Consider the following 19,883-nt stretch of genomic DNA (forward strand, 5'->3'; position numbering starts at 1 on the left):
GGCGGGGTCACACGTTCGGCGGGATGTCCGGTTCGTCGATCACCCCGGCGTTGCGCTGGGCCTCCTCGGCCATCTCGTAGTTGCCGACGAGATAGGCGTCCACCGCGTCGGCGCAGCCCTCCAACGCCGATCCGGCACGGCCGAACATCTCCTCGGACAGCGCGCCCACGTGTTCGAGGAGGTTGAAGAGCTCCGCTTCCACGGGTGCGCTGACGGCGCTGGTGGCGGCGTCGAGGATGCCCTCCTGGGCATCGCGGACGGAGCCGTCCAGTCCGCTGCCCTCGCCGTCACCGAGCTGGGTGATGACCGTGTTGATGACCCCGCCGACTCCGGGGGCGTCGATGTTCCATCCGCTCATGGGGACTCCTGGGGTGCGGCGGGGGACGTGCGAGGGGCGAACCGGTCCGGGCGGAAGCCGTCCGGGGGGTCGTCGTGTGTTGGACCGGTTTCGGCCCGTTCGCGTTCCACCCGGGCGATGCGGGCGTTCATCCGGTTCAGGGAGGGCTGGATCGACGCTATGACCCGCGCGATCGTTCGCGTGTGGTCGCTCGAGCGGTCACGCATCCGGGCCAGGGACGTGACGGGAACCACGTTCGCCGGGGCGGGAGGCACGCCGCTCGGAGGCGTGGGCTGCCGGGGTTCGTGCGGTGGCTCGGGGGGATCTACCAGCTCGAACTTCATCCGTCGCTTCCCGTGTCGGCACTCTTCGCGCGGTCTCGTCGAGTGCATTATCCCGACATGGGGGACAAAAGGAGTGAGTACGCGTACACAGAGAGATCCGCCGCCACCCTCTCGGGCGACGACGGATCGGAGGCGTCGGCTTCCTCGCGGTGTGTCACTTCCCGCGCGGCCAGCTCACCTCGCCCGCCGGGTGGACCGACTCCAGGTACTCCGGCGCGAACAACGGCTCCAGGTCGGGGATCTCCTCCAACTGGCTGTTCTCCAACAGCACGGTCGCCTCGTCCTGTGTGCGGATGAGGTCGATGCTCCCGAGCGGGTCGCCCTCCGTCGTGTAGGTGGTGACCAGCTCGTACTCGGCCTCCCAGATGCGCTGGTTGTGCTCGACGTCGTAGTCCTGCTCCTCCTCCAGCTCCGACGCGAACTCGACGCAGCCGCGGACGTCGCCCTGGCAGTACTCGAAGGCGTAGGACAGCGCCCGCAGGAAGTCCTCGACGACGGTCGGGTTCTTCTCGGCGTACTCCGGGCCGGCCGCCATCACACCGAACGACCCCACTACGCCGTACTGTCCCGGCAGCCACTCGATGAACCGCGCGTCCATGGCGTCCAGCAGGAACGGCTCGTTGGAGCGGTAGGCGGTCAGCGCGTCCACCTCACCCTCGGGCAGGATGGACGGGTCGTAACCGACCTGCACCAGGTCGAGCGACTCCAGGTCCACGCCCTCCGACACCAGCATGGCCGCGATCGGCGGCGGCAGGGCGCCCTTGTGGCCGACCGTGACGCCCTCCAGGTCGCTGAGATCCTCCACGTCCGGGCCGGTCAGCAACGTGGCGATCGGCACGTGGCCGTAGGTGGCGACTCCGATGACGTCGGTGCCCTGTTCGTGGGCCTGGAGGATCTCCCCCTCGTTGCCCATCGAGGTGAACTCCGCGTCGCCGTCGGCGACCGTCGCGGCGTTGCCGAAGGTGTCACCGGTTCCAGGCACGATCTTGACGTCGAGGCAGACCGCGTCGAAGTAGCCGAGGGCGTCGGCGGCGATGGCCTCCAGGATGCTGACCGAGGCCTGGTAGCGGTAGCCGGTGATGTAGGTGACCGTCCCGGCGGCCCGGTTGGTCGCGCATCGCTCGTCGTCGATGACGGTGGCCGATTCCGGGGTCTCGGGCTCCTCCGCGCCGCCGCAGGCCGTGGTCAGGAAGAGGGCGGACACCGCGGCCGCGGACGTGAGGCTCGACCGTCGCCGCGGGGCTCGGGGGGTAGGGGTGGGCATGGCCGGAAACTCCTTCGTGTCGGGGGGAGGGCGCCCCCGGGGACGGAGGCGTTCGCGGTACACGGCGAGCTCGGTGATGCGGATGGTCGTGGCTGGAGGGTGCTGGTTTGGTCGCTCGGAGTAGTCGTCTCGGGCTCGCGTCGACCCGGGTCGCGGGGTTTCGCTGGCGGAGCCGAAACGGCGGAAGTGGGGGGTGGTCGGGTCGGTGTCCAGAATGTGTACGGAAAGTAACGAAAAGGGGCTGTGGGGGTCGGATCAGCCGAGGATTCGCACCCGATCGGGGGTCGGTATGTGCCGCATAAACTGGACCCTAGTGGACCGAAACCCCAATGGCATCGGCCTTGTGGGCCGCTGCTCACTGTGGGCGAGGGTGACCTGGGGGTTCTCTCTCGGTCGTCACCCAGGGTTGTGTGGTGCTCGTCACGTGGCGTGTGTTCTCGCCGAGGGTCGACCGGGACCGCCGCAGGGTGACGGCGGCCCCGGTCCCTCACCGCTGGACGGAGGCGGTGAAGTCTGTGGTCATCGGCCCGTCGCCGTGGCCGGCGTCGCGACGGTGTCCGGCCGCAGGCGCTGCATGACCGTCTCACCGAAGGCCGCGAGGTCCGCGTGGTAGTCCGGGAAGATCAGCATCAGCCCGTCCAGCTCAGCGAACTCGACGACCTCCTGGATCCGCTCCGTCACCGTCTCTGGTGAGCCGACGACGAACGGAGTCTGGAACGCCTCGTCCTCCGGCTTCTCGGCGGTCAGGGACAGCGCCTTGTCGGCGGGCAGGCCCCACGAACGCTTCATGTTGACGATCGCGTCGATGTCCGCGCCCCGGCCGTACTCCAGACGGCGGGCCTCGGCGGCCGCGTCGGTCTCGTCCATCACGACGGTCAGCATCGAGTACGTCCTGATCCGCCGCCCCAGCTTCTCCGCCCGCCCGCGGACGTCGCGGCTGGCGTCGCGCAGACCCTCCAGGGTCGACGCGGTCAGGAAGGAGCCGTCGCAGTGCCGGGCCTGGAAGTTCAGCCCGGCCTCGGAACGGCCCGCGCTGATCAGCGTCGGCATCGGGTCGGGGTGCGGACGCGACCGGCAGTCGTCCAGACGGTGGAAGTCACCGTCGAAGGTCACCGAGTCCTCGGTCCACAGCCGCTTGACCAGCGTGGTCCACTCCTCGGTGAACCGGTACCGGTCGGCGTGCGACAGCTCCTCACGCCAGAGCCCCATCTGCGCGAACTCGTCCACGTAGGACCCGACCACGATGTTCAGCCCGGCCCTGCCGCCACTGATCTCCTGGAGGGTGGTGAACATCTTCGCGGTCAGGGCGGGGTGGAACAGGTTGGTGTGGACCGTGGACCACACCTTCACCCGCTCCGTGGCCTCCGCGAGTCCCGACATCATGGTCATGGACTCCAGGGTGCGCCCCCAGTGGTCCGTGGCGCCGTCGTAGCCGCGCCACTTGCCCATCGACATGATGAAGTCGAAACCGTGCTCCTCGGCCAGGACGGCGGCGCGCCGGTTGTACTCGTAACTCGCCTCGGGGTGCGGGGCGGTCTCGGAGATGATCCATCCGCCGTTGCCGATCGGCAGGAAGAGGCCGTACTCCGTGGGCGCCGACACGCCTGCTTCAGACATTCCTTCAGACTCCTTGGTCACTTCCGTGCTCTCACTGACCCTCGGCGGGCCAGGTCACTTCTCCGTTGGTGTGGACGCCCTCCAGGTAGCTGGGGTCGAACAGGGGCGCCAGGTTCGGCAGCTCGTCGAGCTGGCCGGCGGCCACGAGCGTCTCGCCCTCGGCCTCGGTGGAGTCCAGGTCGATGAAGCCGACCGGGGAGCCCTCCCGGGTCGTACCGGCGGCCAGGGAGCTCTCGGCCTGCCAGACGTTCAGGTTGTGGTCGACGTCGTACTCGGTCCCGTCCAGCTCGGCGGCGAACTCGACGCACTCCCTGCCGTTCTCCTCCTGCGCGCAGTAGTCGAAGGCCCGCGACAGCGCCCGCAGGAAGTCCTCGACGACGGTCGGGTTCTCCTCGGCGAACTCCGGGCTGGTCGCCATGACGCCGAAGGAGCCGACCACGCCGTAGTCCTCGGGCAGCCACTCCCGGTACTCCTCGCCCATGCCCTCCAGGAGGAAGGGCTCGTTGGAGCGGAAGCCGGTGAGCGCCTGGACCTGGTCGCGCGGCAGGACGCTGGGGTCGTAGCCGACCTCCACCTGCTCGATCTCGTCCAGGTCCACCCCGTCGGCGACCAGCATGGCCTCCAGGGGAGCGGGCAGCATGCCCTTGTGGCCGAGGGTGCTGCCCTCCAGGTCGCTGAGCTCCTCGACGTCCGGGCCGGTCATCAGCGTCGCGATCGGCACGTGGCCGTAGGTGGCGATGCCGATGACGCCGATGTCGTTGGTGTTGGCCTGGAGGATCTCCGCCTCGTTGCCCAGGGAGGTGAACTGGGCGGTGCCCCCGGCGACGAACTGGGCGTTGCCGACCGTGTCGCCGGTGCCGGGCTGGATCTCGACGTCGAGGCAGACCGCGTCGAAGTAGCCGAGGGCGTCGGCGGCGATGGCCTCCAGGATGCTGACCGAGGCCTGGTACTGGTAGCCGGTGACGTAGGTGATCGTCCCGGCGTCCTGGTTGGTCGCGCAGCGCTCGTCGTCGACGATGGCCGCGGCCTGCGGTGCTGCGTCGTCCTCCTGCCCCCCGCACGCCGAGACCATCAGGACGGCCGACGCCGTCACTGCCGAGGCCGCTGCGCGTAGGTACCGGGGCCGGGGTGGGGAGAAGGGGGTGGACATGCGGACAGCTCCGATCATGAGGGATTTCTCTGCTGCGACTCGTGCCAGAACAGGAGTCGCCGTTCGAGGAGGGTGGTCAGGGCGAGCATGAGCACGCCCATCGTCGCCAGGCACGCGACGGCGGCGTACACGTGCGGCAGCTGGGCGTTGGCGGCCGCGTTGCGGATCATCGTGCCGAGCCCGCTGGAGGACCCGGCCGCGACGAACTCCGCGACCACGGCGCCGACGATCGACAGGGGCAGGACCACGCGCAACGCGGCCAGGGCGTAGGGGAGGCTGGTGGGCAGGCGCAGCTTCAACAGCACCTCCGTCCGCGAGGCGTGCAGGGTCCGGAACACGTGCAGGACCGGGCCCGAGACCGACCGCAGGCCGGTGGTCACGTTGATCAGCACCGGGAAGAACGTGACGATCGCGGTGACGACGACCTTCGGGGTCATCCCGAAACCGAAGGCCACCACCAGCGCCGGGGCGAGGGCGACCACGGGGGTGACGTTCAGGACCACGGCGAGCGGCATGACCGCCCGCCGCAGGACGGGGATCTCCGACATCAGCAGGGCCAGGACGAAGGCCGTCCCCGCGCCCCAGGCCACGCCCAGCAGCGCGATCTGGAGGGTGGACCAGGCGTTCTCCACGAACAGCGTCGGGTCGGAGACCAGCGTTCGGCCGACCTCGCCCAGTTCGGGCAGGATGTAGGGGTTCCCGGAGGCGACCCACGACCACGCGGCGCCGACCAGCGCGACCGCGATGACGGTGGGCAGCCACACGCGCGGGGACAGCGCGGACAGCGGGGAACGGCCTCCGCGGCCTCTCCTCCGCCGCCTCCGGGACGGCGGGCTCTGGTATCGGGTCCGGGGGTCCACACCCGCCGCTTTGCTGACGGTGGCCACGTTCTCTCCTCCCGTCACAGCGGGATCAGGTCGTCGGGGGCGGCGCCGCTCTCCCAGGCGCCGCGCAGGGAGGCGCGGACGCGGTCCTCCAGGGCGCGTCCGCGGGGGCCGGTCACCTCGTCGCCGCGCGGTCGGCGCAGATCGACGGGGATCACCTCGTGCACGCGTCCGGGGCGGGCGGACATCACCACGATCTCGTCGGAGAGCGTGACCGCTTCTCGGACCGAGTGGGTGACGAACAGGACGGTCGTCGACATCCGCTCCCACAGCCCCAACAGGTGCCATTGGAGCGCCTCGCGGGTGAACTCGTCCAGGGCGGAGAAGGGCTCGTCCATGAGCAGCAGGTCGGGGCGCGTGCCGAAGGCGCGCGCGATGGCGACCCGCTGCCGCATGCCGCCGGACAGCTCGTGCGGGTACTTGCGGGCGGCGTCGTCGAGCCCGACCATGCGCAGCAGGGCGTCGGGGTTCTCGCTCCCCTTGCCCGACCGGCGGTTGACGCGGGCGGGGAGGGTGATGTTGCGCCGCACGTTCAGCCAGGGCAGCAGCGCGGGCGACTGCGGAACGAACCCGACCGCCTTGGCCGCGCACATCTGGCGGGGTGTGGAGTCGAAGATCCGCACCGAACCCTCGTCGTAGTCCTCCAGCCCGGCGACCACCCGGATGAGGGTGGACTTGCCGCAACCGCTGGGGCCGATGAGGCTGACGAAGTGTCCGCGCGGGACGTCGAGGTCGATGCGGTCCAGGGTGGGCCGGTGCGGGTCGCCACCCTCGTAGGTCTTGGTGAGTCCACGGACCTCGATGCGTTCACGGCTCACGCGGCGACCAGCCTTCGGAAGCGGCGGCCCTGGTAGATGAGGGGTGCGGAGTCGCCGCGGCGGACGCGTGCGACGTCGACGAGGATCATCGTGTGGTCCCCGGCGGCGTGCCGGGAGTGGACGCTGCCCTCCAGCGTGACGGCGGCGTCCGGCAGGATCGGGGCGCCCAGGCCGCCGCGGACGAAGCCGGTCGAGCCGAACTTGTCCGCTCCCCGGGTGGCGAAGAGCGTGGACAGGTGCTCCTGGCCGTCGGCGAGGACGTTCACGGCGAGCGTCCTGGCGTGGGCGAAGGCGGCGTGGCACTCGGCGGTGGTGGCCAGGAAGACACCGATCAGCGGCGGGTCGGCCGACACGGACACGACGCTGTTGGCGGTGAAGCCGTGGCGACCGGTCGCGACCTCCGTGGTGATCACGCTGACGGACGTGGCCATGCGGGCGAGGCCGTCGCGCAGGGCGGTCGGCTCGCTGCGGACGTCGGTGGCGTGTGGGGTGGGATCGTGGGGCGTCATTCCTGCTCCTCAGGGGACGGACACGTGCGCTCGGCCGCCGCTGAACGGGGTGCGACGGCCGAGTCGGGGGACGGTGGGGTCTCGCGGATCACGTGCGTACCGGGAGTGAGTCGATGACCGAGGAGAGCGTTCGCGCGTGGCGGTCGTACCAGCGCAGCGCGGGGTCCGTGTCGCTGCCCAGCTCCGCGAGCACCGCTTCCTGGAGGTACAGGGCGGGCGTGGGGCAGATGGCGGCGAGCTCGACCATGACCGGGCGCAGGGCCGCCTCGGGGGCGGAGGAGTGCGCGTCGGAGGCGCCGACCATGAGGGGGACGCAGACGGTGCCGCGCAGTGCCTCGGGCGGCATCCGGTCGAGGAAGGACTTGAGCAGGCCCGTGAACGTGCCCTTGTAGACGGGGCTGGCCACGACCAGCAGATCAGCCGACCGCACGGTCTCGACGGCGGAGTCGACGTCGGCGGCGCGGGGGTCGAGCACCGCCGGGCCGTAGTCCGACAGGTCGACGGTGGTGACCGGCGCGTCGGACCGGATCGCGGACGACAGCAACCGGGCGAGGTGCTCCGCGGCGCGGGCGGTGCGCGAGCCCGAGCGTGGGTTACCTACCAGCACGACCACATGGGAAGAGCCCACGGGACACCCTCCAGACAAGACTCCTCCGGTACGGAACCGGAGACTTCGACGGAGAGCGGGCGGAAGCAGGATCGTCGACGGCCCGCGGAGATCGTTGACCCGTCAAAGGTAGGGACAAAAAATGGACTTCGTGTGAAGAACCGGTCACGGAAGGGTCTCCAATCGCTGGACATTGTGGTCCTGGTCCAGCAGGAGGACGTCGATCCGGTGTGCGGCGAGGGCCTCGGGCAGCCAGGCGCCGCGGCCGAGCAGTCTGGTGAACGGTGTGCTCAGGGCCAGGACGGCCCGTGCGTCGGGGAAGGCCGCGCCCCGGAGCCAGGCGAGCTTGAAGGCGTCGGCGATGACCTTGTTGCGCTGGTTCGACTTGATCTGTCCCCAGTGGAGGCAGCACTGTCCGACGATGGTCGTAGGATCGGCGTCCGCGCAGTCCACCCCCACTCTGACGCCGTTCGGGAGGGTGAACTCCCGGGGGGTCAGCGCGGCTCCGAAGTACGCGGACAGTGTCGCGTGGGGTTCGGGGGAACCGGTACGGTCCCTGGTGTCCATCAGCGCGTGTCTCGGTGTGTGCCCCATGTGACGAGACGATAATGCACGGGAAGTGGCCTGGGACAGGGCTTGTGCCCTTGTGCTCACTCTCGGCGAGATTTTCCCGATACTTCGTCTCGTGTCGTCGCGCAGAGTCGCGAGGCACTCATCACAAGACCTTCTTCCACCTTGATCTCAACAAAAGTTGAGGTTTTACGGTCGAAGCTGTCCGAGACCGTTCGAGCCTGGGAGAACGACGTGGCCACCAGCAACCCCCGAACCGCGACCTGGAGAGAGTGGCTGGGCCTCGCGGTTCTGACGCTGCCGCTGCTGATGTCCGCCACGGACATGACCGTCCTTTTCCTGGCGCTGCCCTCGATCGCCGCCGACCTCGCCCCCAGCAGCACACAACTGCTGTGGATCCTGCACGTGGCGTCGTTCCTCCAGGTCGGCGTGGTGCTCACCATGGGCTGGCTGGGGCCGCGGATGGGCCACCGGCGCCTGCTCACGGCCGGGGTCACCGTGTACGGGGTGTCCTCCCTGGTCGCGGCGTTCTCCGTCGACCCGCTCATGCTCATCGCCACCCGTGCCGTGATGGGCATGGCCGCGGCGTCGCTGCTGCCCAGCATCACCTCCCTGCTGCGCGTGATGTTCACCGACACCCGGCAGTTCTCCGCGGCCATCGCCGTGGTGATGAGTTCGTTCTCCGCGGGGATGGCGATCGGGCCGCCCCTGGGCGGTGCGCTCCTGGAGTACTTCTCCTGGGGCTCGGTCTTCCTCATCAACGTGCCCGTGGCGGTGCTCCTGCTGCTGTTCACGCCGTTGCTGCCCCGGGTGGACGGGGTACGGGCCCAGCGCCTGGACCTGCTGGGCGTGGCGTTCTCCGTGCTGGCGGTCATCGCGGTGATCTTCGGGCTCCAGGAGCTCGCCGACGACATGGCCAGCGGGTCCGAGGCCCCGATGTGGCCCTACCTGGTGTGCGTCGCGGCGGGCCTCGCGCTGGGCGCGCTGTTCGTCCGGCGGCAGCTCCGCGCACCGGAGCCGCTCCTCGACCTGCGGCTCTTCTCCACGCCCGCGTTCTCCGTCTCCCTTGTGGCCATGCTGTTGATGCTGCTCGGCGTGGGCGGATCGGACATGCTCCTGGCCCAGTACCTCCAGGCGGTGGAGGGGATGTCCCCGGGGCGGGCGGGTCTGCTGCTGATCGCGCCCGCGCTGGGTTCGATCGTGGGCGGCCTGCTGCCGACCGTCCTGAACCGGTGGGCGCGGCCGGGGTTCGTCATGGGGGTCGCGCTCCTGGTCGCGGGAGCCGGGGCCGTCGCGATGGTGTGGTTCGTCGGTGAAGGGACGCTACCGGGGATCGTCGTGGCCGCGGTGGTGATCCAGCTGGCGATCGGCCCTCTGTTCACGTTGAGCTACAACCTCATCATCGCGTCGGCGCCGATGAGGAAGGCCGGTTCGGCCGCCGCCATGGGCGACGTGGCGGGCGGTTTCGGCAACGCGCTCAGTCTGGCCTTCCTGGGCAGCCTCGCGGCGGTGGTCTACCGCCGCCTGCTGGACGACGCGGATCTGGGGGCCGTTCCGGCCGGTGCCGTGGAGTCGGCGGGGGAGAGCGTCGGCGGTGCGACGGCGGTGGCGCGGACACTGCCCGGACCGATCGCGACCGAGCTGTTGGAGGCGGCGCGGTCGGCGTTCACGACCGCCGTGCAGACGGGGTACGGGTTCACCGCGGCGGTACTGGTCCCGGTGGGCCTGGTCGTCCTGTGGGCACTGCGGAGGGTACGCCTGGAGAACCTCGGCGGGGACGGCGAGCCCGAGGCGGCGGACGGGACTCCCGGGCCCGGCGCCCCCGACCCGGCGGACGGGGCCTCCGGATCCCTCGAGAAGGACACCGACGCGACGGTTTCCGGATGTGATGACGAGGGCGCCGGGGAACGGGAGCCGCAGGGGGCGTAGGCGCGGTGCCCGGCGCGCCCGTACGGGCCTACGACCCCGTCCCCTCCACCCTGGCCTTGGGCAGCCGCACCGACTGCTGGTGCCGGAACACGTCGAGCGGGTCCCAGCACCTCTTGACCTGCTGCAACCGCGGGTAGGCGGCCTTGTAGTAGAGCGTGTACCACTTGTCGCCGGAGGTGTTCCACTCGCCGCTGTCGAGGTCGCCGTCGGGGTAGTTGATGTAGCAGCCGTCGGTGAGGTCGTTGATGGCGGGGACCCCGCCGCTCGTGGCGAACGTCTTGCGGTAGATGTCGCGGATCCACTTGATGTGCCGGTCGATCGCGGAGGCGGTCTCGGTCCGCTTCCAGTACACCTGGAACTGCATCTTCATGATGGAGTCGCGCTGGGGGACCGCGGTGTCGTGGGGCGGATGGTTGATCGCGGCGCCGTAGGAGTCGACCTGGATGAGCGCCTCCTTGTTGACGTAGTCCTTGTAACGGACGTTGCCCAGGTAGGCCCACATCTCGTCGATCTGGGCGGGGGTGAAGGGCTTGCGCATGTAGGCCGACTTGTACTTGCCGCACCGGTTCTCACCCGAGCTGTTGAGCGCCTGCGTGGCGGTGAGCCAGGGCAGGACGCGGGGGGTGCGCATGTCCCGCACGGGCGGGTGCTCACCCATGGGGGCGCTCATCTGGCCCGACTCGGGCTTGATCGCGCCGTCGACGGTGGCGAGGAAGTCGGCCAGGGCGTCCTTGCCGTTCGGATCGTCGTCGTCGATCTGGGCGACCAGGCCGATCTCCCCGTTGCTCACGTGGTTGAGCTTGAGCATCGCGAACAGCTTCCCCGACGCCTCGTCGGGGTCCTGGTGGTCGCGGAAGTACCCTCCGAAGGCCGTGACGAGCTTGCCGAACTCGGCCTTGTCGAACTCCGACCACTTCCAGGCCAGGGCGGCGAGGCGGACGTTCCTCGGAGGTTCGGGCAGGTCCCGGAACCAGAACCGGGTGACCAGGCCGAAGTTCCCGCCGCCGCCCCCGGTGTGCGCCCACAGCAGGTCGCGGAGGTTGGTCCCGGGGTCGTCGCGGGTGGCGACGACGAGGTCGACCGTGCGGTTGGGGCGGACGACGGCGACCTCCACGGCGTAGAGGTAGTCGACGGTGAGACCGTGCTGGCGGGACAGGAGGCCGAAGCCGCCGCCGGTGACGTGCCCGCCGGTGCCCACGGAGTAACAGGATCCGCCCGGCAGGGCCCGGCCGCTGAGCGGATAGAGGTGGCTGTAGACGTGCCAGTTGCTCGCGCCGGCCTCGACGCAGTACGCCTCGAGGCCGGGGTCGTAGTAGACGCCGCACATGGGGCTGACGTCGAGGATGACGCGGACGTCGTCGCCGCAGACGAAGTCCTCGTAGCAGTGCCCTCCGGAGCGCACGGTGATCCGGGTGCGGTCGGGGTCGGTGGGGTGCTGGTTGACCGCTTCGGAGAGCGCACGGACGGCTCCGGCGGGGGAGCCCACCAGCCGGACGTACTCGGGGCTCGCGATCCAGCGTTGGTTGAAGCCGCGTGAGAGCGCGGGGTAGCGCTTGTCCCCGGGGCCGATGGTCGTCATGGGAGGGAAGGCGTGTCCGTGGGTCATTGAGCCGCCCGAGTCGAGACGAGTACCAAGACGCGGCGGGTATACCCCACCCCCGACCGCACGAAAAGTAGTCGCGCGGAGGCTGTGGGTTACGGGCGGTGGGGGCGTCCGCAACGGGAGGGAGCCGGGCGCACCGAAACCGGCACGCGGTTCGGCGGAGGGGCCGGAACCACGAGCCGGTAGGTGCCGTCAGAGCGGGGAACACCGACCGGACGAAGGGATGCGGGGATGGAACCGGGAGAGCTCCGGCCGAGGAACCTGGGCGGATGGCGGGTGCGGACGCTGTCGGGGGGTGAGGGGGTCGAGGCCTACACGTTCCCCGACCCGCCGGGCGCGGAGGGGCGGGAAGTCGACCCGACCCACGTGTTCCCCGTGGCGGAGCGGCCCGTCCGGTGGGGTGAGGCGGTGGCGCCCGACCTCGGGCGGGCCGTGTACACGACCAGTGACGGGGCCCTGGTGTGCGTCGACCGGGCGGGCACGGAACTGTGGCGGTTCGCCCTCGGCGCCACCGGCCCGGCCGTGTGCGACTTCTCCCTCGACGCGGCCCTGGTCTGGCTGTGCCGACTGGCCGAGACGGCGTCCGACCTCGCCACCGACCAGTGGGTGGTGCTCGACGCGGCCACCGGCGCGGTCCTGGCCAGCGCCGACCTGGGGACCAGGGGAGTCTGCGCCACCCACTTCGCGCACCCGGCGGGCGCGGAGATGGTCCTGGACGTGGGGTATCCGGAGATGAGCGGCCGCCTGTTCCGGGGCCGCCCGGACGGTGGACGGATCGTCGTGGACGAGGTCCCGCTGGGCGCGGGAGCGGGGATGACCGGGGACGCGATGGTGGACCTGTCCCCGGACGGCACCCGGTTCCTGACCATGGACCAGGAACTCACCGTCCGCTCCTACCCCGACGGCGAGGTGGTCGCCACCGTGACCGGGGAGGACCTCGGCGACCCGGAGGCGGATCCGGGAGGGGAGCGGTCGGTGTCCCTCACCCCGATGCCGGGCGGCTACCTCGACGCCGGGACCGCGATCGTCGCGGCACACGTCGACTACGACGAGGAACCCGAGGACGAGGACACGGACCCCGACGAGGGCCCGCCGTACGAGTGGTACGAGACGCACCTCGTCGACACCCGCACCGGCGCGGTCCTCGGCCGGTTCGGCGAACCCGCCGCCGACGCGCCCGCGCTGATCCCCCTGGGCGACGGCTCCTGGGTCGTCCTGGACGACGAGCGGGGGCGCTGGGTGCGCCACGGCCGGTGAGCGGGGCCGTTCCGGCCCGTCACCGGCTCCGATCCCTCAGACCTCGTGCGACGCGCAGGTGCGGACCCCGCCCGCGTCGCGGGTGCGCGCCCCGGGCAGCCAGCCCGTCACGCCCTCCGCCGTGGTGACCTTGTACCAGCGGGTGGTGCTGTAGCCGCTCTCGTCGCTGATCGTCTGGCCGTCCCCGACCACGCACGCGGCGTCCAGCCGGTCGTCGTGCCACACGGCCCCGGCGCGGTTGCCCGGGTCGGCGTAGGCGGCGTACGGGTTGTTCGCCAACCGCAGCGAACACTCCGAAGTCCGCGGGGCCTGGCACGGTCCCTCGGCGTTGTAGACGGTGATCGGCACGGTGACGGGTGTCTCGGGCTCGGGGGCGGGCTCGGCGGTCTCCTCGGGCTCGGCCGTCTCGGAGGGCTCGGGGGACGGCTCCTCCGGCTCCTCCGACTCCTCCGGCTCGGACGGTTCGGGGGACGGCGACGGCTCCTCGGAGGGCTCCTCGCTCGGTTCCCGCCCGACCGGGCCGGGGCGGCGCGCCTCGTCCTCGGTCGCCTCGGTCTCCGGAACGGGGCCGGCCTCCTCGGTGGACGCCAACCAGGCGGCCATCGGCAGCGAGTCCCAGTTCCGGGCGAGCGCCACCCCGCCGAAGGCGAGCCCGGCCAGGAGCACCAGCGCTCCGACACCGGCCCCGACGAGCGTGAGGGCGCGCCTCGCCACGCCGCCGGAGGCCGCCGGGGGCTCCACGGCCCGCTCCGCGCCCGCCCGCACGCCCCGCCAGTCGCGGTCGAGCAGCGCGGCCACGGCGTCGGCCGCCGTACCGGTGTCCCGGATCGGCGCGATCGCCCGGTCGGGCACACCCGCCTGGATCACCCCCGAGACCAGCTCCAGCGCGGTCGGCCGGTCGGCGGCGTGCTTGGCCAGGGCGCGGCGGGCCAGGTCGGCCAGCGGTCCCTCGAAACCCGCCAGGTCCGGCTCGTCGCTCATCACGCGGTGCGCGACCACCGCGGGGTTCCCGGCGCCGAACGGAGGCCGCCCGGTGGCCGCGTACGCGACCAGGGCACCCCAGGCGAACACGTCGTCACCGGTGCAGACCTGTTCGCCCCGGTACTGGTCGGGGCTGATCCACCCCGGAGAACCGGCCACCGTGCCCGTCCGCGTCAGCGCGGTCTGGTCGATCGCCCGAGCCACCCCGAAATCGAGGACCCTCGGCCCGTCCGGCGCGAGGATGATGTTGGTCGGCTTGAGGTCGCGGTGGGCGATGCCGCAGGCGTGGATCTGCGCCAGGGCCTCGGCGACGCCGGCGGCGAGGCCGCGTAGCAGGGGCTCGTCGAGTGGTCCGTTCTTGCGGATGCGGGCGCCCAGCGTCGCACCGCGCACCAGGGGTGTGGCCAGCCACGGGCGGTCGGCCCCGGTGTCGGCGGCCAGGAGCGGGACCGCGCAGGCCCCGCCGACCCGGCCCAGCAGGTCGACCTCGCGGGCGAAGCGGGCCCGGAACTCCTCGTCGGCGGAGTACTCGGTGTGGATCAGTTTGACCGCCACCGGCCGCGCCTCCGGTTCGGCCGGCACCGCCGCGTACACGATGCCCATGCCGCCCGCGCCGAGCCGGGCGAGCGTTCGGTACGGGCCGATCCTGGCCGGGTCGGCCGGGGTCAGGTCCATGGCGGAGGCCGGCAGGGCGACGGAGGAGGGTGCGCTCACGGTGAGGGAGACCTTGATCGTCGGGGAGGTGCGTGCTCACATGCGGACGTCCCGGGCGGGTCCAGGCATTCCGGGGATGCTCGGATGGTAACGCGCCCCGGGGTCACGCGGGTCACTCGCACTCGAAGGTCCCAGGTGGGGACGGCGGGGCCGACGACGCCGTGGAGGGTCCCTCAGCGCTCGGCCGTGTTCGCGGCGGCGGGCTCGCGGTTCTCCTCGGCCTCCCGCTCCTCACGCGGGGCGCACAGTTCGCGGCGCTGCCAGCCCGGCTGGGCTCGAAGGGTCCACATCAGGTCTCACTCGGCTTTCCCTGGAAGTTACGGATGATCTGCTCCAGCAAGGAGTGGCGCTCGCCCTCGGCGGGCATCAGCAGCCAGGCGAGGATGTACACGAACACACCGCCGCCCAGGAGCGCGAAGACCACGAAGGCGATCCGAACGATGGTGGCGTCGATACCGAGGAAGGCGGCCATGCCGCCGCACACACCGGTCAGGAGACGGTTGGAGTCACTGCGGACGAGTCGTCCTTGGAGTTTCCCGTTCATGTCTCCAGCCTGCCTGTCACCAACGACGATTCCCATCGGGGAGAGCCCTGGGCCTCCCCTGACATCCCCCGGACCCCCCGAGAGGGGGAGGGGGCGGGGGAACGCCGACGCGCCCCGCACCTGCTTGGACGGGGGCGGGGCGTGTGTCGTTCCTGAGGCGTGGGACACGTTCGCGGCCGGAGGCTCCGCGGGACCCCGGGGGCACCTCCGAGTATTTAGTTAGTACGCTAATAGTTAGTACACAAACTAAAATCGGGCGGTGCGGGCCGCGCGTCACCGAGCACGTGACGACCGTCCCGTGGAGCCGCTCGACCAGGAGGAGACATGCGTCGGATGGAACGGACCGGGTTCCGACCGAGCGGACGCGGCCCCACCGCGTCGACGGTGTTCGCCCTGATGGCCGCTGGCGCCCTCGCGGCGTTCGCCGTCAGTCTGGGCGGGTATCCGGGGGTCGGTGCACTGGTCGGCGGGGTCGCGGTGCTCTGCGCCTGGGCGGTCGCCCTCCTTCCGTTCGGCCGCACGGCTCCGGAGGGCGTGGTGGAGCTGCGCGGTGGCCCTCTCGACGGTCACCGGGTGAGCGGGCGGCGGCTGCGCGACGCGGGCCGGCGGAACGGGATCGAGTTCGCCCACCGGAACGGTCGCGCGCGGTACGCCCCGGACGCGGACGGGCACCTGCGCCACGTGAACGACGCGGTCTGACACGGCGGAGGGGCCGTGGTCCGGTCCTCCCGGAACCACGGCCCGTGCCGTCGGCCGGTGGGCCGTCAGCCCGCGGCGTGCGGGTGGTTCAGGTCGAACGCGGGGCGCTCGGAGCGGATCCGCGGCAGCGACGTGAAGTTGTGCCGCGGCGGCGGGCAGGAGGTCGTCCACTCCAGGGAGCAGCCGTGGCCCCACGGGTCGTCGACGGTCACCACCGGCGCCCGCCTGGCGGTGACGTAGATGTTCCAGAAGAAGATCAGCGTCGAGGCGCCCAGCACGAACGACGAGATCGACGAGATCTGGTTCAGCGCGGTGAAGCCGTCCGTGGGCAGGTAGTCGGCGTAGCGGCGGGGGAAACCGGCCGCGCCGAGCCAGTGCTGCACCAGGAACGTGCCGTGGAAGCCCAGGAACAGCAGCCAGAAGTGGACCTTGCCGAGCCTCTCGTCGAGCATCCGCCCGGTGAACTTGGGCCACCAGAAGTAGAAGCCCGCGAACATGCCGAACACGACCGTGCCGAAGAGCACGTAGTGGAAGTGCGCGACCACGAAGTAGGAGTCGTGGACGTGGAAGTCGATCGGCGGTGAGGCCAGGATGACGCCGGTGAGGCCGCCGAAGAGGAAGGTCGACAGGAAGCCGATGGTGAACAGCATCGGCGTCTCGAAGCTGAGCTGTCCGCGCCACATCGTGCCGATCCAGTTGAAGAACTTCACACCGGTCGGGACCGCGATGAGGAAGGTCATGAACGAGAAGAACGGCAGCAGCACCGCGCCGGTCGGGAACATGTGGTGCGCCCACACGGTCACCGACAGGCCGGTGATCGCGATCGTCGCGCCCACCAGGCTCTTGTAGCCGAAGATCGGCTTGCGGCTGAACACCGGCAGGATCTCCGAGGCCACCCCGAAGAACGGCAGGGCCAGGATGTAGACCTCCGGGTGGCCGAAGAACCAGAACAGGTGCTGCCAGAGGATGGCGCCGCCGTGCTCGGGGGCGAACACGGACGTACCCAGCATGCGGTCGGCGCCCAGGGCGATCAGGGCCGCCGCCAGGACCGGGAAGGCGATGAGCACCAGGACGCTGGTGAGCACCACGTTCCAGGTGAACAGGGGGAGGCGGAACATCGTCATGCCGGGGGCGCGCATGCACACCACGGTGGTGATGAAGTTGACCGCGCCGAGGATCGACGCCATGCCGCTGAGGACGAGACCGAGGATCCACAGGTCGCCGCCCAGGCCCGGGGAGCGGACCGCGTCGGACAGCGGGGTGTAGGCGAACCACCCGAAACTGGCCGCGCCGCCGGGGGTGAGGAAGCCGCCCAGGGTGATCAGGCTGCCGAAGACGAACATGTAGAAGGCCAGCAGGTTGAGGCGCGGGAACGCCACGTCGGGCGCGCCGATCTGGAGGGGCACGAGGACGTTCCCGAACCCCGCGAACAGCGGGGTCGCGAACGAGAACAGCATGATCGTGCCGTGCATGGTGAACAGCTGGTTGAACTGCTCGTTGGACATGTACTGGAGGTTCGGGAACAGCAGCTCCGCGCGCATGAGCAGCGCCATGACGCCGCCCACGAGGAAGAAGGTGAACGCGGCGATCAGGTACATGTACCCGATGACCTTGTGGTCGGTCGACGTCAGCCACCGGACGGCGAGGGCGCCCCGGGGTCTGTCCCCCCGGTGGGCGCCGGTGGCTGGGTCGGCTGTGACGGTCATGGGTGACCCTCCCTGCTGGTGTCGGATGCCGGGCGGTGCTCCCCGCCGGTGAGGCACGCGCCCCGAAGATCAACTCACTAATAATTAGCGCACTAAGTATTAGGGCGCTAAGGAACAGTAGGATCATCGCATACGGTCAGACGCCGACACATCGAGGTGCCCCATGGTCGAGAAGAACCCCGACCTCCAGAACCCGTTGGCCCTCGAACACCAGGTCTGCTTCTCCCTCGCGGTCGCCTCGCGCACGGTGATCGCGCTCTACCGGCCGGTGCTCGCGCCCCTGGGCCTCACCCATCCCCAGTACCTGGTGATGCTCGCGCTGTGGCAGTTCGCCCCGCTGTCCGTCCGGGAACTGGCCGAGCTGCTCGAACTCGACTCCGCGACGCTGTCCCCGCTGCTCAAGCGATTGGAGGCGGCGGGTCTGATCCTGCGGGAGCGGCTCCCCGAGGACGAACGGCGGCTGACCGTCGGCCTGACGCGGGCGGGACGGGACCTGCGCGCGCGGGCCGAGGCCATTCCCATGCACATGATGGAGAAGCTCGGGTTGTCCCTCGAGGAACTCCAGGAGCTCAACGCCACACTCGGCCGGGTGACCAGCAAGGCCACACTCGCCCTGGCCCAGGAGGAGCGGACCTGACCGACCCGGCTTCCGCTCGGCCCCTACCGGTACACACACGCGCCCCCGCACCGGCGCCGGTACGGGGGCGTGTGTCGTTCCTCAGGCGTGGAACCCCCAGAGGGGCGGTCGAGGGCGGCCGGGCGGGTGGGCCCGAGGTCAGGCGGCCGGGACGGCCTCCTTCTCCGGGTCCGCCTGGCCCTGGTCCCCGACGCTGGTGGCCAGGGGCATCTCCTTGACGAACCAGGTGAGCGCGAAGCCGACCAGCACGATGGGCACGGCGTAGAGGAAGATCGGCGGGAGCGCCCCGGCGAACGCCTCCACGATGAACTCGCGCACCGGGCCGGGCAGGCTCTGGAGCATCTCCGGGGTCATCGAACTGATCCCGGCCTCGCCGCCCTCGAACTCCAGGCCGCCGCCCGGGAGCTCGGCCATGCGCTCGTTGAGACGGGAGACGAAGATCGAACCGAACACGGCGATACCGAAGGACGCGCCGATCTGGCGGAAGTAGTTGTTCGCCGAGGTCGCCGAGCCCAGGTCGCGCCGGGGCGCCGTGTTCTGCACGATCAGCACGAGGTTCTGCATGACCATGCCGACCCCCAGGCCCAGGACGAGCATGCCGAGGCCGTTGTAGAGGTAGGGCGTGTCCGCGTCCATCCGGGAGAGCAGCACCAGGCCCACCGCGATGACGGCGGTGCCGATGATCGGCCAGTGCTTGTAGCGGCCGGTCGCGCTGATCAGCCGTCCGGTCGTGATGGTGCTGGTGAGCATGCCGAACACCATGGGCAGCATGAGCAGCCCCGACTCCGTGGCGGAGGCGCCATTGACCATCTGGAGGAACGTGGGCAGGTAGGAGACCGTGGAGAACATCGCGATGCCCACGGTGATGCCGATGAGGGACGTGAGGACGAAGTTGCGGTCGCTGAAGAGCCGTAGCGGGACGATCGGCTCGGCCGCGCGCCGCTCCACCACGACGAACAGGACCGCGGCGGCCAGCGCGCCCACGCCGAGGCCGATGATCTGCGGGCTGCCCCAGTCGTAGGTGTGCCCCGCCCAGCTGGTGAGCAGCACCAGGCAGACGCTGGTCGCGGCCAGGAGGACGGTCCCCAGGTAGTCGAGTTTGGGGCGAGGCCCGGTCGGCTGCGGCAGGCGGATCATCGTGGCGGCCGTGACCAGCGCGATCGCGCCCAACGGCAGGTTGATGTAGAAGATCCAGCGCCAGTCCAGGTGGTCGGTGAAGAAGCCGCCCAGCAGGGGGCCCGCGATCGAGGACACGCCGAACACGGCGCCGATGATCCCCATGTACTTGCCGCGCTCGCGCGGGGAGACCACGTCGGCGATGATCGCCTGCGCGCTGATCATGAGCCCGCCGCCGCCGATGCCCTGGAGGGCGCGGAAGGCGATGAGCTGGGGCATGTTCTGGGCGAGCCCGGACAGGACGGACCCCAGCAGGAACACGACGATGGCGAAGATGTACACGTGGCGGCGGCCGAAGAGGTCACCGGCCTTGCCGTAGATCGGCATGCCCACCGTGGCCGCGAGCATGTACGCGGTCACCACCCAGGACAGGTGCTCCAGGCCGTTGAGCTCGCCGACGATCGTGGGCAGCGCCGTGGCCACGATCGTCTGGTCCAGGGAGGCCAGGAGGATGGTCAGGATGATCGCGAGGAAGATCCAGCGCAGTCTGCTGCGGCTGACGCCCTCCTCGGAGCGTTCGTGTGTGGATGGCATGGA

Annotated in this window: 18 protein-coding genes; 4 read left to right on the forward strand and 14 right to left on the reverse strand. The window is 70.6% G+C overall.

Features of this window, described 5'->3' with window-relative positions; translation table 11 throughout:
- Positions 1–7: 7 nt before the first annotated feature.
- The 9 genes from KIK06_RS24580 to KIK06_RS24620 form a co-directional block, all read right to left on the reverse strand.
- Complete coding sequence (locus KIK06_RS24580) at positions 8–358, reverse strand: DUF6507 family protein (protein WP_017600429.1); 351 nt, start codon at positions 356–358, stop codon at positions 8–10.
- Between the two features lie 477 nt (positions 359–835).
- On the reverse strand, positions 836–1,945 hold the full coding sequence (locus tag KIK06_RS24585) for an ABC transporter substrate-binding protein (protein WP_268645291.1): 1,110 nt from the start codon (positions 1,943–1,945) through the stop codon (positions 836–838).
- A gap of 519 nt (positions 1,946–2,464) precedes the next feature.
- On the reverse strand, positions 2,465–3,562 hold the full coding sequence (locus tag KIK06_RS24590) for an LLM class flavin-dependent oxidoreductase (RefSeq protein ID WP_268645292.1): 1,098 nt from the start codon (positions 3,560–3,562) through the stop codon (positions 2,465–2,467).
- Between the two features lie 31 nt (positions 3,563–3,593).
- Positions 3,594–4,712 (reverse strand): ABC transporter substrate-binding protein, encoded by a 1,119-nt coding sequence (locus KIK06_RS24595; protein ID WP_026127925.1) that lies wholly within the window; start codon positions 4,710–4,712, stop codon positions 3,594–3,596.
- Positions 4,713–4,726: 14 nt separating this feature from the next.
- Positions 4,727–5,572 (reverse strand): ABC transporter permease, encoded by an 846-nt coding sequence (locus tag KIK06_RS24600; RefSeq protein ID WP_442789834.1) that lies wholly within the window; start codon positions 5,570–5,572, stop codon positions 4,727–4,729.
- 41 nt (positions 5,573–5,613) lie between these two features.
- Positions 5,614–6,414, reverse strand: coding sequence for an ABC transporter ATP-binding protein (locus tag KIK06_RS24605; RefSeq protein WP_017600423.1), 801 nt, complete (start codon positions 6,412–6,414; stop codon positions 5,614–5,616).
- Positions 6,411–6,923 (reverse strand): flavin reductase family protein, encoded by a 513-nt coding sequence (locus KIK06_RS24610; protein WP_268645294.1) that lies wholly within the window; start codon positions 6,921–6,923, stop codon positions 6,411–6,413. The genes KIK06_RS24605 and KIK06_RS24610 overlap by 4 nt, the downstream gene beginning before the upstream one ends.
- Before the next feature lie 88 nt (positions 6,924–7,011).
- On the reverse strand, positions 7,012–7,530 hold the full coding sequence (locus KIK06_RS24615; RefSeq protein WP_206538958.1) for an NADPH-dependent FMN reductase: 519 nt from the start codon (positions 7,528–7,530) through the stop codon (positions 7,012–7,014).
- A 165-nt stretch (positions 7,531–7,695) separates the two neighbouring features.
- Complete coding sequence (locus tag KIK06_RS24620) at positions 7,696–8,097, reverse strand: hypothetical protein (protein ID WP_017600419.1); 402 nt, start codon at positions 8,095–8,097, stop codon at positions 7,696–7,698.
- 237 nt (positions 8,098–8,334) lie between these two features.
- On the opposite strand from KIK06_RS24620, the gene KIK06_RS24625 reads away from it, so the two are divergent.
- Positions 8,335–10,029: an MFS transporter gene (locus KIK06_RS24625; protein WP_268645295.1), complete on the forward strand. Its 1,695-nt coding sequence runs from the start codon at positions 8,335–8,337 to the stop codon at positions 10,027–10,029.
- Positions 10,030–10,057: 28 nt separating this feature from the next.
- Here KIK06_RS24625 and KIK06_RS24630 read toward each other — a convergent pair whose 3' ends face one another.
- Positions 10,058–11,635 carry an FAD-binding oxidoreductase gene (locus tag KIK06_RS24630; RefSeq protein ID WP_327084663.1) on the reverse strand — a complete coding sequence of 526 codons (1,578 nt, stop codon included), beginning with the start codon at positions 11,633–11,635 and terminating at the stop codon, positions 10,058–10,060.
- Positions 11,636–11,863: 228 nt separating this feature from the next.
- On the opposite strand from KIK06_RS24630, the gene KIK06_RS24635 reads away from it, so the two are divergent.
- Positions 11,864–12,889, forward strand: coding sequence for a hypothetical protein (locus KIK06_RS24635; RefSeq protein WP_268645297.1), 1,026 nt, complete (start codon positions 11,864–11,866; stop codon positions 12,887–12,889).
- Between the two features lie 36 nt (positions 12,890–12,925).
- Here the strand turns inward: KIK06_RS24635 and KIK06_RS24640 are convergent, their stop codons facing one another.
- Entirely contained in the window at positions 12,926–14,584 is a 1,659-nt protein-coding gene (locus tag KIK06_RS24640) for a serine/threonine-protein kinase (protein WP_442789798.1), read from the reverse strand.
- Between the two features lie 289 nt (positions 14,585–14,873).
- On the reverse strand, positions 14,874–15,128 hold the full coding sequence (locus KIK06_RS24645) for a PspC domain-containing protein (protein ID WP_017600413.1): 255 nt from the start codon (positions 15,126–15,128) through the stop codon (positions 14,874–14,876).
- Between the two features lie 324 nt (positions 15,129–15,452).
- On the opposite strand from KIK06_RS24645, the gene KIK06_RS24650 reads away from it, so the two are divergent.
- Positions 15,453–15,827, forward strand: a complete 375-nt coding sequence (locus tag KIK06_RS24650; RefSeq protein WP_152486384.1) for a hypothetical protein — start codon at positions 15,453–15,455, stop codon at positions 15,825–15,827.
- A gap of 65 nt (positions 15,828–15,892) precedes the next feature.
- Here the strand turns inward: KIK06_RS24650 and ctaD are convergent, their stop codons facing one another.
- Positions 15,893–17,533 carry an aa3-type cytochrome oxidase subunit I gene (ctaD, locus tag KIK06_RS24655; RefSeq protein WP_268645298.1) on the reverse strand — a complete coding sequence of 547 codons (1,641 nt, stop codon included), beginning with the start codon at positions 17,531–17,533 and terminating at the stop codon, positions 15,893–15,895.
- A 163-nt stretch (positions 17,534–17,696) separates the two neighbouring features.
- Between ctaD and KIK06_RS24660 the strand changes: the two genes are divergently transcribed.
- Positions 17,697–18,170 (forward strand): MarR family winged helix-turn-helix transcriptional regulator, encoded by a 474-nt coding sequence (locus KIK06_RS24660; protein ID WP_017602193.1) that lies wholly within the window; start codon positions 17,697–17,699, stop codon positions 18,168–18,170.
- Positions 18,171–18,308: 138 nt separating this feature from the next.
- Here the strand turns inward: KIK06_RS24660 and KIK06_RS24665 are convergent, their stop codons facing one another.
- Positions 18,309–19,880: an MDR family MFS transporter gene (locus KIK06_RS24665; protein ID WP_017602192.1), complete on the reverse strand. Its 1,572-nt coding sequence runs from the start codon at positions 19,878–19,880 to the stop codon at positions 18,309–18,311.
- Between the last annotated feature and the right edge of the window lie 3 nt (positions 19,881–19,883).

The organism is Nocardiopsis sp. EMB25 (assembly GCF_026797795.1).
GTDB lineage: Bacteria > Actinomycetota > Actinomycetes > Streptosporangiales > Streptosporangiaceae > Nocardiopsis > Nocardiopsis lucentensis.